At 35.6% G+C, this 14,795-nt stretch carries 13 protein-coding genes and 1 rRNA gene; 5 read left to right on the forward strand and 9 right to left on the reverse strand.

The window, feature by feature from the left end; all coding sequences use genetic code 11:
• Nucleotides 1-406 precede the first annotated feature (406 nt).
• From ACRRVB_RS01100 to ndk, 5 genes are all read right to left on the reverse strand, one after another.
• Complete coding sequence (locus ACRRVB_RS01100) at nucleotides 407-1,015, reverse strand: DUF5683 domain-containing protein (RefSeq protein ID WP_432466169.1); 609 nt, start codon at nucleotides 1,013-1,015, stop codon at nucleotides 407-409.
• Nucleotides 1,012-1,917 carry a ParB/RepB/Spo0J family partition protein gene (locus ACRRVB_RS01105; RefSeq protein WP_432466170.1) on the reverse strand — a complete coding sequence of 302 codons (906 nt, stop codon included), beginning with the start codon at nucleotides 1,915-1,917 and terminating at the stop codon, nucleotides 1,012-1,014. The genes ACRRVB_RS01100 and ACRRVB_RS01105 overlap by 4 nt, the downstream gene beginning before the upstream one ends.
• Complete coding sequence (locus ACRRVB_RS01110) at nucleotides 1,918-2,697, reverse strand: ParA family protein (RefSeq protein WP_432466171.1); 780 nt, start codon at nucleotides 2,695-2,697, stop codon at nucleotides 1,918-1,920.
• Nucleotides 2,698-3,071: 374 nt separating this feature from the next.
• Nucleotides 3,072-4,934 (reverse strand): tRNA uridine-5-carboxymethylaminomethyl(34) synthesis enzyme MnmG, encoded by a 1,863-nt coding sequence (mnmG, locus tag ACRRVB_RS01115; RefSeq protein ID WP_432466172.1) that lies wholly within the window; start codon nucleotides 4,932-4,934, stop codon nucleotides 3,072-3,074.
• Between the two features lie 270 nt (nucleotides 4,935-5,204).
• Nucleotides 5,205-5,654, reverse strand: a complete 450-nt coding sequence (gene ndk / locus ACRRVB_RS01120; RefSeq protein ID WP_432466173.1) for a nucleoside-diphosphate kinase — start codon at nucleotides 5,652-5,654, stop codon at nucleotides 5,205-5,207.
• A 393-nt stretch (nucleotides 5,655-6,047) separates the two neighbouring features.
• Here ndk and lipB point away from each other — a divergent pair, with 393 nt between their 5' ends.
• From lipB to ACRRVB_RS01140, 4 genes are all read left to right on the forward strand, one after another.
• Nucleotides 6,048-6,755 (forward strand): lipoyl(octanoyl) transferase LipB, encoded by a 708-nt coding sequence (lipB, locus tag ACRRVB_RS01125; RefSeq protein WP_432466174.1) that lies wholly within the window; start codon nucleotides 6,048-6,050, stop codon nucleotides 6,753-6,755.
• A gap of 178 nt (nucleotides 6,756-6,933) precedes the next feature.
• The gene (locus ACRRVB_RS01130) at nucleotides 6,934-7,305 is read left to right on the forward strand and encodes a helix-turn-helix domain-containing protein (RefSeq protein WP_432466175.1); all 372 of its coding nucleotides are present in this window, start codon (nucleotides 6,934-6,936) and stop codon (nucleotides 7,303-7,305) included.
• A gap of 11 nt (nucleotides 7,306-7,316) precedes the next feature.
• The gene (gene rsmA, locus ACRRVB_RS01135) at nucleotides 7,317-8,105 is read left to right on the forward strand and encodes a 16S rRNA (adenine(1518)-N(6)/adenine(1519)-N(6))-dimethyltransferase RsmA (protein ID WP_432466176.1); all 789 of its coding nucleotides are present in this window, start codon (nucleotides 7,317-7,319) and stop codon (nucleotides 8,103-8,105) included.
• A 137-nt stretch (nucleotides 8,106-8,242) separates the two neighbouring features.
• On the forward strand, nucleotides 8,243-9,037 hold the full coding sequence (locus ACRRVB_RS01140) for a thymidylate synthase (RefSeq protein ID WP_432466177.1): 795 nt from the start codon (nucleotides 8,243-8,245) through the stop codon (nucleotides 9,035-9,037).
• A gap of 48 nt (nucleotides 9,038-9,085) precedes the next feature.
• On the opposite strand, the gene ACRRVB_RS01145 is transcribed toward ACRRVB_RS01140, so the two are convergent.
• The 4 genes from ACRRVB_RS01145 to ACRRVB_RS01160 form a co-directional block, all read right to left on the reverse strand.
• Complete coding sequence (locus ACRRVB_RS01145) at nucleotides 9,086-10,051, reverse strand: LD-carboxypeptidase (protein ID WP_432466178.1); 966 nt, start codon at nucleotides 10,049-10,051, stop codon at nucleotides 9,086-9,088.
• A gap of 183 nt (nucleotides 10,052-10,234) precedes the next feature.
• Nucleotides 10,235-12,667 (reverse strand): FtsK/SpoIIIE family DNA translocase, encoded by a 2,433-nt coding sequence (locus tag ACRRVB_RS01150; RefSeq protein WP_432466179.1) that lies wholly within the window; start codon nucleotides 12,665-12,667, stop codon nucleotides 10,235-10,237.
• 57 nt (nucleotides 12,668-12,724) lie between these two features.
• A complete protein-coding gene (locus tag ACRRVB_RS01155) occupies nucleotides 12,725-13,072 on the reverse strand; it encodes an iron-sulfur cluster assembly protein (RefSeq protein WP_432466180.1) in 348 nt (115 codons plus the stop codon).
• A gap of 74 nt (nucleotides 13,073-13,146) precedes the next feature.
• Nucleotides 13,147-13,284, reverse strand: a complete 138-nt coding sequence (locus ACRRVB_RS01160) for a hypothetical protein (RefSeq protein ID WP_432466181.1) — start codon at nucleotides 13,282-13,284, stop codon at nucleotides 13,147-13,149.
• A 402-nt stretch (nucleotides 13,285-13,686) separates the two neighbouring features.
• Here ACRRVB_RS01160 and ACRRVB_RS01165 point away from each other — a divergent pair.
• Nucleotides 13,687-14,795: ribosomal RNA gene (locus ACRRVB_RS01165) — 23S ribosomal RNA — on the forward strand; the annotation flags it as partial.

Raw genomic sequence — 14,795 nt, forward strand, 5'->3', positions numbered from 1 at the left:
AATCGAATCAGATAACTGGAATAAAGGATGTTTCGGGTTAAGAAAACTAGATAAGCGTTGCTCAAACAAACGCTCAAGGCTATTATTTATTTTCTTAGATTTCATCCTTATTTTGCAAGCTTTTTATACAAAACAACTCTAAAACTGGTTATTAACCAATACAAATTTAACCATTTATTTGCTGATTAACAAATAATTATACAGTATTTCAGGACCGACTAAGTACTATAAAAGGATTTAGTCATAATGGCCCCCATATTTACCTATATGGAGGCTGTGAAAATTTTCTATTCCAACGGCCTCAAAAAATAAAAGCAAAAAACGGGAAAAATCATACTATCAATTTGTTGCAAGCGCCTCTTGTACATGTTTTATTAATGTTTCTATGTAAAAGCAACAAAACCATTTATTTCAGATGGTTCTTTTGTGGTAAATCAGTTGATATAGTCCCAATATCATCTATAAAATTCACTGTTTTATCATGTGCGCCTGCATAAGCATCAAATATATTCAATATATACCAAGCGCTTGCAATTATAATAAATAAATTACGCGTGCGTTCACATTCCCGAATACGTTTTTTTGTAAAGTCAGGCACTGGATTGGATTGATCTTTGCTATCAAGAAGAAGCGTTCGTCTATGTTTGTGCATTTCTTGATGTTCTGAGTAGATTTTATAGCCAACCAAAGCAAAACCCAAGTAAAGGCAGGGTACTTTCCAGTAATCTTTATTATAAACTTGCCCTAAGCCAGGAACCACCATAGAAGTAATCCAAGCGCGTTGTACCATGGTTTCTGTACGCATCGTTTTAGACCATACTGGTATTTTCTCTATTTTCTCTATTTTTTCAGAAGAGAGAGGATTAGATGTACTGTCTACAACATATAAGGGTCTAAGGGGATGGTTAACCGCATTCCATACAATAGATTTATCCGGTGAGACAACAGCCCAACTTAGGTAAGGAAAATAAAAAAATCCCATTAGGCTTAAAAAAAAATGGTAGGACCTTTTCATTCTTGTTTTATATTTGAAATAATAGCTAAAATTCTTCCTAGATCTTCCTCAGAATCAAATATAATCTTTATTTCTCCTTGTTTTTGTGTATCTGCTTTGATAATTACTTTTGTATTAAATTGCTGACTTAATTGGTGGGTTGTGTTTTGTAATTTCTTTTTAAAAGAAGGATTAAGTTGTGTTTTACTAGCTGGCTTTTTCAAATGGCCAATGGCAGAGAGGTCTTGCACTAATTTTTCGACTTCTCGTACGGAAAGAGCACCTTCTAGTATCTTTTTTAAATAATTTAACTGTATTTCTGGTGTTTGCAAATTAATCAGCGCTCTTGCATGACCCATAGAAATTTTTTTGTCTCGAAGCGCAATTTGAATATCCGGTGGCAATTTAAGCAAGCGAAGGTAATTATTTACAGTAGTTCTATCTTTTCCAACCCGTTCAGCTAATGCTTCTTGTGTAAGTTTGCAATCTGTTAGCAAACGTTGGTAACTCAACGCAATTTCAACTGCGTTCAATGCATCACGTTGGATATTTTCAATAAGTGCAAGCTCTAGCATATGGAGGTTATCCGTACAACGTATATAACTAGGTACTTCTTCTAAGCCTGCTAATTTAGCTGCACGCAACCGCCTTTCACCAGCTATTAACTGATAGGTATGATTGCTTAATTTTCCAACAGTGAGCGGTTGTATAATCCCATGTAACTTTATGGAGGCACTTAATTCACTAAGTGTTGCTTGGTTAAAATCTTGTCGAGGTTGACAAGGATTGGTAGCAATCGATTCAATCTGAATCATTTTAAAAAAATAATCAGAAGTATTAGGAGATGTTTCCATATGGGCACCTTGCAACAAGGCGCTTAACCCTCTACCTAACACGCGATTTCCTTTTGTAGGCTCCATCATTTAATCAGTTTTATTATTTCTAATGCCACCTGTGATTTCTTCAGCAAGCCTAAGATAGCTAACCGCACCTTTACTATCTGCATCATAAATAATTGCTGGCATACCAAAACTTGGTGCCTCACTTAATTTAATATTTCTTGGAATAATGGTTTCAAAAACCATGGTTTGAAAATGCTTTTTGACCTCTGCTACAATTTGGTTGGCCAAACGAAGCCTTGCATCATACATTGTCATTAATATGCCCTCTATTTCGAGATTAGGATTCAAGCGGGATTGAATAATTTTCGTTGTATTTAATAGCTTTCCTAACCCCTCTAATGCAAAGTATTCACACTGAACCGGTATAATTAAAGAATCTGCAGCGGTAAGTGCATTGATGGTGATTAAGCCTAAAGAGGGCGCACAATCTACTATGATGTAGTCATAAATCGAAGTTATGGACTTTAAGGCTAATTTGATGCGGCCTTCTCTATTCTTAAAGGTTACCATCTCTACTTCTGCACCTACTAAGTTGATATGGGAAGGCAAAAGATCTAGATTGGGTATAGTGGTAGATTGAATCAACAGCTTGGGATCTACAGTTTCTACAATGCATTCATAGATACTGTGTGCTACTTGTTCTGGCTTAATGCCCACACCAGAAGTTGCGTTTGCTTGTGGATCAATGTCAATCAAAAGGGTTTTTTTTTCTAAAATAGCAAGACTTGCTGCTAGGTTTATAGCAGTAGTTGTTTTGCCAACCCCACCTTTTTGATTTACAATCGCTACGATTTTTCCCATATTATACTGCGATTTATTCGCATAAATTTTACAAATTATACATAAATAGCCCCAAATCTTTATTTTTTATTCTTGATTAGAGCAGGAATTCTGCAACTAAGAAAAGAAAACCAATATATAATATATACCAAAGAAAATAGTAGAGAATAAACCATAAACGAATTTTACTACCGTATGATTACCACATTATATGATGTGCTAGTGCACAATCTATGAAAAAAATAAAATATATCAAAAAACTATATATAAAAATATAGGACTTGATTTATACGTTTATTACGATATATGTTCCATCTTTTCAGCAATACAACCAAGTAGCCAAGCCAATAAATTATTAATCTATTTTGGTTATTTTGGGGATATAGCTGTTTTGATTACCGTCCTAAATAAACCATTAAAATAGAAATATCAGCTGGACGCACACCGCTTATTCGTGAAGCTTGCCCTAAGGTAGCAGGTCTTATTTTTTGAAGCTTTTCTAATCCTTCTGCAGAAATTGCCTTAAGTTTTCTATAATTAAAATCAAGTGGAATTGTATAATGTTCCAATTGTTCCATTTTTTTTACCAGTTCTTTTTCTTTTTGAAAATAATTTTCATATTTAACCTGAATGCTTGCTTGTTGCAAAACTTCTTCTCCGTAAGTAGATAGTGCATTGCTTTGCTGTTTGTCCAATTGAAGGAGATCATTCAAATCAACCTCTGGTCTTTTTAGCAACCCGTCAGCATATTGTGGGATATCTATTAAACTTGAACCTTGTGCTGCTAAGATTGGATTAATTATTTCTGGTTCTATTTTCCATTTTTTTAAAAAATCAAAGATAGAAACCAGTTCTTTTTTCTTTTTATATACTTTTTGAAGTCTTTCTTCATCAGCCAATCCTATGGCATATCCTAATTCTGTTAAACGTAAGTCTGCATTATCTTGTCTGAGTAAAATGCGAAATTCAGCCCGTGATGTAAACATGCGATAAGGTTCTTCTGTTCCTTTGCCTACTAAGTCGTCTATTAAGACGCCAATATAAGCTTCAGATCTCTTGAATACTATTTGACTAAGTTTATGGATTTTTCTATAGGCATTGATCCCTGCCATTAGGCCCTGAGAGGCGGCTTCTTCATAACCAGTTGTTCCATTGATTTGTCCTGCAAAGTATAGATTTTGAATCAATTGGGTTTCTAGTGTATAGTGCAACTGTGTAGGAGGAAAGTAATCGTATTCAATAGCATAACCAGGGCAAATCATTTTTACTTTTTCAAAGCCAGTGATAGCCCTTAGCATATTTAATTGAATGGCTTCTGGTAATGACGTAGAGAGTCCATTTACATAAACTTGAATAGTATGCCATCCTTCTGGCTCCACAAAAATTTGATGGCGCTCTTTATCTGCAAATCTATACACTTTATCCTCTATAGAAGGACAATAACGGGGGCCTGTGCTTTGAATTTGCCCATTGTAGATGGGAACATCTGCTAAATTATCCTTAATAAGGTTGTGTACAGTTGGATTGGTATAGGTAATAAAACAATTTTTTTGCTTTGTAAGCGGGGGAGTATTTAAAAAAGAAAACTTCCCTGGCAAAGGATCGCCCGGTTGTTTTTCCATTTTATTGTAGTCTAATGTTCTACCATCTACACGAGGTGAGGTTCCTGTTTTCATTCTTCCTGTTTGAAAACCCAATTTTTGAAGTTGTTCCGTTATACCCGTGGCAGCTTTTTCTCCAGAACGACCACCAGCTATTTTTTTTGCACCAATATGGATCATTCCATTTAAAAAAGTACCATTGGTTAAAATTACAGCACAACCTTTTATCGTAATACCTAGTGCAGTTTGAATACCTTGTACTTTACCATTTATTACTAATAATGAAACCACTGTATCTTGCCAAAAATCTAAATTTGGCAATGATTCAAGCGCCCTGCGCCAACATATTGAAAATAACCCCCGATCGTTTTGTGTCCGAGGACTCCATATTGCTGGCCCTTTTGAGGTATTTAACATTCTAAATTGAATAGCCGACTGATCTGCTATAATGCCAGAAAATCCTCCCAAGGCATCTATTTCCCGAATAAGTTGCCCCTTTGCAATACCTCCCATAGCTGGATTGCAAGACATTTGGCCAATTGTCTGCAAGCTCATGGTGACCAACAAAACTTTAGCGCCTAATTTCGCAGCAGCTGTAGCAGCTTCGCAACCTGCATGGCCACCACCTACTACAATAATATCATATTCAAGTACCATAAATTTAAAAATGTTCCACGTGAAACATACCACTACTAATTTGCTAAAACGCAAAAGACACCATTGAAGGAGAATTTATTGGTGTAGCTGATTACTGAACGAGCAACCTAATTGTTGAATGGGATCAATATGATTGCTTAAAAAGTAGAAGTAGAGATAAAATAATTTTTTATCTAAAAAATAAAATTAAATTACACAAAGCAGCAAAGAAATTGCCAAACCATCAACCTGTTTAGCTTGTTCATAAAGAATATATTGACTATCTACATACTATATAGTAGCGTGTCTTTTTACAAGGAGGTCACGGCCAGGGAAAAAAAAAGAAGTTTCTAATGCAGCTGTTTCATCTGAATCTGAGCCATGAATAGCGTTATAGTCAATAGAAGTAGCAAATAGTTTTCTAATGGTACCCTCAGCTGCTTCTGCTGGATTAGTAGCGCCCATTAGTCTGCGTAGATCTACTACAGCGTTCTCTTTTTGTAAAACCATAGCTACTACAGGGGCAGAAGCTATGAATGCACACAAAGCTTTGTAGAAAGGACGATCTGAATGGACAGCATAAAAATGTTCCGCAACAATTGGCGTTAACTGAATCATAGTGATGGCATCTATGGAAAAACCTGCTTTTTCGATCATGGAAAGAATGGCACCAATATGATTGGCATGAACTGCATCAGGCTTAATCATTGAAAATGTATATTTTCCTTGTATTTTGTTCATTTGATTAGGGGTTATTTAGGAAGATTGCATTTGTTCGTTGTGATACTGACACCTGGAACACTTTTGTACTTTACTAGTTAATGTATGATTAAACCTATCTACCAATAAATTAGATTCTGAATAGAGAAATAACTTACTTAGCTTTTTTCTACAAAGACAAATATAATACTTTTTGTTTTTTATCCAATTATTATATAAGTAGGGCGATCTATTAAGTGATATCAGTTCTGATTGTGTGAAGTAGTGTAAGTTTTTATAAAGGATCAATCTGCTTTTTGTTAAGTCAATGTATATAAAATGTCTATAACATATTGTATATAATTGCATATTATAAAATAGTTTCTATCCAATTGCAAGAAAGTAGATACAAATAAGTAACCAACAATAGGGTAAATGGTACAAAATAGAGCAATAATTGTAAAACACTTGGGTTTAATAGATTATAAGGAATCATTAGCAATTCAGGAAACCTATTATAAAACCATGGTTGATCAAAAACATGGACGTGCTACGGTAGATCAATTTAGTCAATCAGCAGCTTCTGGTTACTTGCTTTTTTGTGAGCATCCTCCTGTATATACCTTGGGCAGAAGGGGATCTATGAACCATTTATTAGTCGATGAAGCTACCTTAGCAATACAGGATATTACCTTATATCATGTAAATAGAGGCGGGGATATTACCTATCATGGACCAGGCCAATTAGTAGTCTATCCTATTATTGATTTAGAAAAATTTTTCACAGATATACACCGTTATCTTCGCTTACTTGAGGCCTCTGTTATAGAAATGTTGGCCCATTTCAATATTCCATCAACTCGCTTACCTGGTTTAACAGGTGTATGGTTAAAAGCAAATAAAAATAGTAAACCGTTCGACCGAAAAATTTGTTCTATTGGCATTAGAGTAAGCAGATGGATCACTATGCATGGACTAGCCCTAAATGTAAATAATGAACTGGCCCCTTTTGATCAAATTGTACCCTGTGGTATACCTAAAGCGGTAACATCTATGCAGCAAGAATTAAACAAATTTATTTCTATAATGGATGTATCGGACATTTTAGCCCAAATTTTTTTAAAAAAGTTAAATTGTGTATAATTTTTGTATTAAGATTTTGTTTAAAATAAAGTGCCAAATATTTATATTGTGCCTGTATGGTTCCGATTTAGAATGACAGGGTACTTTTTTTTAATGTTTAAAATATTTAAACATAAAGATCAATGGGAAGAACCTCATCATCATGTTTTTTTCCTACTTATTAATTTGCCAATGTCAGATGCAACATAGAGGAGAAATTATTGAAAATGTAGTGAGAAGAAGCGGTATCTCTATTTCAGTATTAGCTGAAAAAATAGGTATAAGTAGAAATACGCTCTACAACAGATTTAAAGAGCAAAATTTAAGCTATGACTTTATATTGACCTTGGGAAAGGTGTTGCACTATAATTTTGCAGTGCATTTTCCTGAAATGAAGTCAGATAGAACACTTCCAGATGATGCTTGTGCAGAATTGTTTCAACTTGAGCAGAAATACGAGAGTCTTTTGGAAAAGTATAATTGGTTGTTGAAGTTTTTACTAAAAAAATCGCAAGATACAGACCAACATGCTTTGCGTAAGAAAATTAAAGAATTTATTAATGCTCCTTAGTGTACACCAGTATGTCAACTTCTATAAGAATTAAAAAATCATTGGGTCAGCATTTTTTAATAGATTCAGCTTTAGCCAGTCAAATAGCCAATCTATTAACAGATGAAAGTTTAGGAGGTACGGTAATTGAAGTTGGACCGGGTAAGGGAAGCTTAACAGATGTATTGCGTCATAAGGCTATTGCTCGTTTATACCTTGTAGAGGTGGACGGTGACCTTATCCCTTATCTAAAAAAGAAATATGCCGCTTTAAGTGAGCGCATCATAGAAGCAGACTTTTTAAAGCTGCTGCTTACAGAACAGTTTCAAGACAAACGGTTAACGATTATTGGTAATTTCCCTTATAATATTTCTTCTGAAATCCTCTTTAAAATTTTGGATAACCGTAGTGTAGTAGGTGAAATGGTAGGTATGTTTCAAAAAGAAGTAGCACAACGCATCACTGCTAAACCAGGTAGTAAGATCTATGGTATGCTTAGTGTCCTTTTACAAGCGTTCTATACTATCGCATACCATTTTACAGTGCCACCTGATTTTTTTTTCCCTCCTCCTAAAGTGGATTCTGCGGTTATTACCATGCACCGCAATAATCTACAAAAACTGCCATGTGATGAATCGTTGTTTTTTCAAATAGTAAAAAAGGGATTTCAGCACCGTAGAAAAAAATTACAAAATGCACTGGGTGGGTTGAAGCTATCAAACAGATGTGCTGCTGGTTTATTGCATAAACGTGCAGAGGAACTAAGTGTGGCTGAATTTATAGCACTTACCAATGCATTGGCTGTCAAAACATTGGTTTAATCTATACTAGGCTAGATGGAGAGGTTAATATTTCATCTTACAGACAGTAAAAATTATAGTCTTTTATATCGCTCTTTTACCATAACCATATTTCCCAAAATTGATGTAATAACCATCTATAGCAACGGCCTCATATCATGAAACCATATTTAGCATTACTACAACATATTTTAGCAGAAGGAGTTGACAAAAAAGATAGGACTGGAACGGGTACAAAAAGTCTTTTTGGCTACCAAATGCGGTTTAATCTAGAAGAAGGATTTCCACTGATTACCAGTAAAAAAGTGCATCTACGCTCTATTATTTATGAATTACTGTGGTTTTTAAGTGGTGATACAAATGTACATTATTTGCAACAACATGGCGTTACCATATGGGATGAATGGGCCTCCAAAGAGGGGGAACTAGGCCCTATTTATGGCCACCAATGGCGGAGTTGGCCTACAGCAACAGGTGTAAAAATTGATCAAATAAGCGAAGTGATACAGGAAATTAAAGCTAATCCTGATTCACGTAGGCTATTGGTAAGTGCATGGAACGTCGGTGAAATTTCTAAAATGGCATTGCCACCTTGTCATGCTTTTTTTCAATTTTACGTAGCAAATGGGACACTATCTTGTCAACTTTACCAACGTAGTGCGGATGTTTTCTTAGGGGTTCCTTTTAATATTGCCTCTTATGCACTTCTTACGATGATGATGGCGCAAGTGTGTCAATTAAAACCTGGCACGTTGATTCATACGCTTGGTGATGCACATTTATACTATAATCACCTGGAACAAGCAAGTTTACAACTGAAACGTTCTCCTTATCCGTTGCCTACTATGCAACTTAACCAAAGCGTAACAGATTTATTTAGTTTTGTTTATGAAGATTTTACATTGCAACATTACCTACATCATCCAGCTATTAAAGGAGTGGTTTCTGTATAACGATATGTTTGGTACTAAATCTTAATTTTCTTTAAGTATTCGGAAAATTTATACTTTCATGATTAGCTTAAAGGTACCTTCATCGACAAAAACAATTTGACTAGTAGTGTTATAAATAATCGGATCATTTGTGGTTCCATGTCCAAACCTATTTGTTTTAAAGACTGGGATGGGTAAAATAGATGCAAACTGATTCAGTGTTGTTATAATATCTTTATTATCGGTGCCACAATGGCCAAATAGTATGGCTTTTACATTTTTTAGTAGACCAGCTTGTTTAAAGTGCAGTAAGGTACGATCTAGTTGATAAGCTTTTATTTGCGTATCTTCCAGAAAAAGAATTTTTCCTTCTGTTTTTACTTGCCAGATTGTACCAATACCTGTCTGCAGGACGGTTATATTGCCACCTGTAAGCTTACCATCTACCGTATGGATAGCTTGTGCTGCTGCATTAATCGGAAATAGTTGATCAATTGTAGCCTGTTTAACTTTTCCGCAAATGATTTCAGCTATCTTTGTAAAATTAGCACGTTTTTTATCACTTTTCAGTATTTCAACTATTCCACTTCCGTGAATCGTTTTCCAGCCCCATGTTTGTGTCAAGAAAATATGGAGCGCAGTTATATCACTATATCCTATAAAAAATTTCTCTCTGGCAGGTATCGTTAATTTCTGTAAAGCAGGTATCAACTTAGCAGCACCATATCCTCCACGTAATGTCCATACTACATGACTGGTCCTATCCAACAGTGCATCCTTTAAGTATTTAAATCTTGCTTCATCACTATTAGAATGAAAAACATATCGGCTTTGATCAAAGCATCCATTGGGTATATTTAATGCCAATGAAGTGATGCTTTTCAAAGCAGTTAACTCGCCTTTATTGATACCTGAAGCAGGTGCAACGACTGCAATGGGTATATCTTTTAAGAGGTTAATAAAATTAACATTCTGATTTTCAAATTTTACAATTGAAAAATTCGCTAGTAAAAAGATATAGTGGGGATAAAGCACTTATGCATAATGGTTAATATTTAAATGTATTTATAAATTTATAAAGTTTTAAAATAGGGCAACAATCTGGGGGTAATGGCAAACATCAGCACTAATTTTTAAAGACAAACCCCAAAATAATCTTTATCAGTAGAGTGCTTTGCTATCCATATGCTGTGTCAGCCAATACATAGCTATTAAAATTTAGTCTTTGCGTGGTAACCTAGCCAATATTTCATTTAAGCTGGCTTCATCTGTTACCAAAACTTCTCGCGCTTTACTCCCTTCAAAAGGACCTACAATGCCTGCAGCTTCTAATTGGTCTATAAGCCTTCCAGATCGGTTATAGCCCAGCTTCAGTTTTCGTTGAATCAAAGAAGTACTTCCTTGTTGATGTAAAACAATCAGTCTTGCTGCCTCTTCAAATAGAGGATCTGTTGATTGTAAATCTACTGGCACGCCATCCTCTTTGTCTTCTTCATCATAAGTAGGCAGCAGATAGGCAGATGGGTAGCCTTGTTGTCCACCAATATAGCTGCAAATACGTTCCACTTCTGCGGTATCTAAAAAGGGAGTTTGTAATCGAATAATATCAGAGTTCATAGAGAGCAACATATCACCATTTCCTACTAATTGCTCTGCACCACTTGCATCTAAAATGGTTCTAGAATCAATCCTTGAACTTACTTTGTAGGAAATCCTAACAGGAAAGTTGGCTTTGATAATACCAGTAATAACATTTACAGAGGGTCTTTGTGTAGCCAATACAAGATGTATCCCAATGGCACGTGCCAATTGGGCCAGTCGGGCAATAGGTACTTCTATTTCCTTACCTGCCGTCATCATCATATCTGCAAATTCATCTATAACCAATACAATGTAAGGTAAAAACCGATGCCCTTCTTGAGGAGTTAGTATCCTTTTTATGAATTTTTCATTGTATTCTTTAATGTTGCGGGTCCCTGCTTCCTTGAGCAGTTCATACCGATGGTCCATTTCAATGCATAAAGAATTAAGGGTATGGATTACTTTTTTGGTTTCTGTAATAATAGGTTCTTCACTGATCGGTAATTTTGCTAAAAAATGACGTTCCAATCTATTATACAAAGAAAGTTCTACCTTTTTAGGGTCTACTAATACCAGTTTTAATTGAGAGGGATGCTTTTTATAAATCAAAGAGGTCAGTAGCACATTGAGCCCCACAGATTTTCCTTGTCCAGTAGCACCGGCAATCAGTAGATGCGGCATACGGCTCAAATCTGCAATAAACAATTCGTTTGAGATCGACTTACCCAATACAATAGGTAAATCCATCTTTCCTTTTAAAAATTTCTCAGAGCCAACCATCTCCTGGAGCGGTACTACTTCTCTATTTTTATTGGGTACTTCAATACCAATGGTTCCTTTTCCTGGTATGGGTGCAATGATCCGAATACCTAATGCAGCCAAGTTAAGTGCAATATCGTCTTCGAGATTTTTTATCTTGGAAATTTTGACTCCTGCTTCGGGTACTATTTCATAAAGGGTAACAGTAGGACCAATAGTAGCTTTTATTTTGGCAATATTTATCTTGAAGTTCTGTAGCGTTTGTACAATATTATTTTTATTGATAGCCAATTCTTCTTGTGTAACAGATAGCTGTTCTTGTGTATACCGTTTTAGTAGATCTAAAGGAGGATATTTATAATTAGATAGATCTAAAGTTGGATCGTAGTTTTCACTCCGGATGTGGCTTAAGGGTATGGTTGAACCAATAGCAGATGGAGGCGCTTGAGACAAATTTGGTGGTTCAGGGGCAACTATTTCAAAAGCCACGTTGCTTTTGTGCAGTGCAACAGTGTCTGCACCAGTTTGATCCTTTATATGCTTTGAATCTCTAGTAGCATCTGCAGTCGTTATATTACTCGTTTTTTTTTTACTAGAGGGGACCTCACTTTCTCTATTAAATGTTTCATCCACTATTCTATTACTTTCTTGATCAACCAAACAGGTAACATTATTCTTTGCTTTTTTGCTTGAGAATAAATTAATATTTGGTAAAGAAGTTATATTAAAACATATGACCGCAAAAATGATCAAAGTAACCACAAGAAAAATAAAAGTACCATAGCCTAATAAATTTTTAAACAAGATGCCAAGTGTATAAGCAATTCCTCCAAGGTAATTGGCCAATAGGACAGCAGTTGGGTAGAGTGCGTATAGATAGCCCAGTAAAATATTAAACCATAATACCAGAAAAATGGAGGCCATCATCACTTTTAATAAAGAAAGATTTGCACAAATTTTTTGTGTAACCATTTTTATACCAACTAAAAATAGACAAGGCAAAAAAATAAAAGCAGTGATACCCCACCATATATGGACACAATAATAGCTTATAAAAGCGCCTGTAAAACCTAACCAGTTGCCAGTGGCCAGATTGGACGATTTTAGACCTATCCTTCCAATAGATTCAATAATATATTGATCTTTAGCGCCATGAATAAGATGCGCTAAAAAGGAAAATGCTAAAAAAATAGTTATCCCCTGCAGCAAAAGCCCAATGGTTATTTTAGTACGTTGATCTAGTATAAATGACTTTGACGGACTACTTTTTTTAGGCGTGTCTGGTTGGATTTTATAATTGTTTTGGGCCATTCAATAAAGGAAAGAAATATAAAAAATATAATCTGGAACAGATTATGTAGAGAAAACTTAAGCAAATCCCAATTCTAATTTCGCTGCTTCAGACATTCGATCCATTGTATAAGCTGGCTCAAAGGTAAGATGCACGGTTACTGCATGTACGCCCTCTATGGCTTTGATTTTTTCTTCTACTTGACTAGGTATAATATCTGCCGCTGGACAATTAGGAGAAGTAAGTGTCATTAAGATCTCAATATTATTTAGTGGTAAAATTGTAATTTCGTAAATAAGCCCTAGTTCATAGATATCTACAGGTATTTCCGGATCGTAAACTTGTTTAATGGCTTCTATGACTTGTTCTTTTTGAACCATAGTAATTGATTTAAGTAGTGGATTCATTCTAATATAACCAATCATCTCTAAAACAGATACGATTGGTTTACATAAAGCAGACCACTTAATAATATTTTGAGTTTGGATTGTCAAAAAAATTACCAGCTCAAGCCAAATCCCCTAGCAAAAGCAACTGTACCTGTGTTGGTCTGCACATCATAGTCATACCAAATATTGACAGGCAGTTTTCCTTTTGGTATCAATTTACCCGTTAGTATTGCGCCAAGGGATTCCATGGATTACTATTTACATCAACAATTGGGGCAAAATCTATAGGTCCAATAGCACCACTTTTTAAGTTTAAGGATTAGTTGTTGGACAAATAAACAGTCTAAAAAATCTATAAAAATCTCTATAATTTTATGGCTAGACCAATTTTTACTATTGTAATGGCTTAGTGGTCCTAAAAACATCTTTTATTTGAAAAAAATATTTGCGGATTTAAATAAAAGTTATACCTTTGTATTACGATTCGACACAAGATAAAAATATAAAAGTGTTAGAAGCATTAAAAGTGCAGAAATACAAAATAAAACTGTGTCTTTCTTAAAGAGTGTTCTTTGACTTATTGTAAAAGCAAAATAAGGTAGATTAAATTTCTTTTTAGAAATTTAGCGTATCTCCATTTCAAGAGCGAGTAAGAAATAAATAAGGGCGTATGGAGGATGCCTTGGCTCTTAGAGGCGATGAAAGACGTGATAAACTGCGATAAGTTGCGGGGATTGGTTGTACGATTTGATCCGCAAATTTCTGAATGGGGCAACCCACCCTATAATTTAGATAGGGTATCTTTTATATTAAAAGAAGCAAACCTGGAGAACTGAAACATCTAAGTATCCAGAGGAAAAGAAAACAAATAGTGATTCCATAAGTAGTGGTGAGCGAACGTGGATTAGCCCAAACCATAGCAGTTTCTGCTGTTATGGGGTTGTAGGACTAGCAATGCAACTTAATATCAAGAACTTAAATTACTTGGAAAAGTAAGCCATAGAAGGTGAAAGCCCTGTCAAGGTAATTGGTATTAGATTGGCTAGTATCCTGAGTAGGTCAGTCCCGGTGAAAGGCTGACTGAATCTGCCGGCACCATCCGGTAAGGCTAAATACTCCTAAGAGACCGATAGTGAACAAGTACCGTGAGGGAAAGGTGAAAAGTACCCTGAATAAGGGAGTGAAATAGTCCCTGAAACCATACGCTTACAAGCAGTCGGAGTTTTTTTTTAAAATGACGGCGTGCCTTTTGTATAATGAGCCTATGAGTTAATCTTTTCTGGCAAGGTAAATTCTTTTGAAAGAAAAAGCCGAAGCGAAAGCGAGTCTGAATAGGGCGTTGAGTCAGAGGAGTTAGACGCGAAAGCCAGTGATCTACCCATGGCCAGGTTGAAGCGTTGGTAAAACAACGTGGAGGACCGAACCAGTGGATATTGTAACGTCCTTGGATGAGCTGTGGGTAGGAGTGAAAGGCTAATCAAACTGGCAGATAGCTCGTACTCTCCGAAATGTTTTTAGGAACAGCCTTAAGTTTATACTGATAGGGGTAGAGCTACCGATAGGACTAGGGGGGTAACCTACCGTGTCCAGACGAACTCCGAATACTATCAGTTTTGCTTAGGAGTGAGGGCTAGGGCGTTAAGGTCCTAGTCCGAGAGGGAAAGAACCCAGACCATCAGCTAAGGTCCCCAAATATATACTAAGTTGAACTAAGAAGGTTTAGTTGCTTAGACAGTCAGGATGTTGGCTTGGAAGCAGC

The organism is Candidatus Cardinium hertigii, assembly GCF_050864855.1.
In the GTDB taxonomy this organism is placed as follows: Bacteria; Bacteroidota; Bacteroidia; order Cytophagales; family Amoebophilaceae; genus Cardinium; species Cardinium hertigii_C.

Bases quoted from the DNA above. Each gene is read 5' to 3' on its own strand.
- ACRRVB_RS01160 (WP_432466181.1), bottom strand. From the start codon at position 13,284: ATGGAATCCCTTGGCGCAATACTAACGGGTAAATTGATACCAAAAGGA.
- mnmG (WP_432466172.1), bottom strand. From the start codon at position 4,934: ATGGTACTTGAATATGATATTATTGTAGTAGGTGGTGGCCATGCAGGT.
- ACRRVB_RS01100 (WP_432466169.1), bottom strand. From the start codon at position 1,015: ATGAAAAGGTCCTACCATTTTTTTTTAAGCCTAATGGGATTTTTTTAT.
- ndk (WP_432466173.1), bottom strand. From the start codon at position 5,654: ATGAACAAAATACAAGGAAAATATACATTTTCAATGATTAAGCCTGAT.
- lipB (WP_432466174.1), top strand. From the start codon at position 6,048: ATGGTACAAAATAGAGCAATAATTGTAAAACACTTGGGTTTAATAGAT.
- ACRRVB_RS01105 (WP_432466170.1), bottom strand. From the start codon at position 1,917: ATGATGGAGCCTACAAAAGGAAATCGCGTGTTAGGTAGAGGGTTAAGC.
- ACRRVB_RS01110 (WP_432466171.1), bottom strand. From the start codon at position 2,697: ATGGGAAAAATCGTAGCGATTGTAAATCAAAAAGGTGGGGTTGGCAAA.
- ACRRVB_RS01150 (WP_432466179.1), bottom strand. From the start codon at position 12,667: ATGGCCCAAAACAATTATAAAATCCAACCAGACACGCCTAAAAAAAGT.
- ACRRVB_RS01140 (WP_432466177.1), top strand. From the start codon at position 8,243: ATGAAACCATATTTAGCATTACTACAACATATTTTAGCAGAAGGAGTT.
- rsmA (WP_432466176.1), top strand. From the start codon at position 7,317: ATGTCAACTTCTATAAGAATTAAAAAATCATTGGGTCAGCATTTTTTA.
- ACRRVB_RS01130 (WP_432466175.1), top strand. From the start codon at position 6,934: ATGCAACATAGAGGAGAAATTATTGAAAATGTAGTGAGAAGAAGCGGT.
- ACRRVB_RS01155 (WP_432466180.1), bottom strand. From the start codon at position 13,072: ATGATTGGTTATATTAGAATGAATCCACTACTTAAATCAATTACTATG.